General features: G+C 67.9%; 1 protein-coding gene. It reads left to right on the top strand.

The genetic code is table 11. The annotated features are described in order from the left end of the window. A partial coding sequence (locus H1S01_RS21035) for a DUF4136 domain-containing protein (RefSeq protein WP_188042206.1) occupies window positions 1–330 on the top strand: 330 nt, incomplete at both ends.

Raw genomic sequence — 330 nt, 5'->3', positions numbered from 1 at the left:
CCAGAACCCCTATACCGACGAATCGGCGCCGATACCGCCCGCCCCTCCGGTGGAACAGATCCAGGCGCCCACCTACCCGGCCGCGCCCCGGGACTTCTCCAGCTACCAGCACTGGAGCTGGCGCAGCCCGCCAGCGGGTACGGCTTCGATCAGCGGTGAAGAACTGCAGGAAATGGTCGCCGGCGCCCTCGATCAACATGGCCTGCGGCCGGCACCGGGCAACGCTCCGGGCGATGTACGGATCAGCGCCAGCGCCAGCAAGGAAACCCGAGTCCGCCAGACCTACGACAACTACGGCTACGGCCCGCATGTCGGCGTAGGCCGTTATGG

Source organism: Heliobacterium chlorum (genome assembly GCF_014502795.1).
GTDB lineage: Bacteria > Bacillota > Desulfitobacteriia > Heliobacteriales > Heliobacteriaceae > Heliobacterium > Heliobacterium chlorum.
The sequence above is the reverse complement of the archived record's forward strand: the minus strand, read 5'-3'. Positions and strand labels throughout refer to the sequence as shown.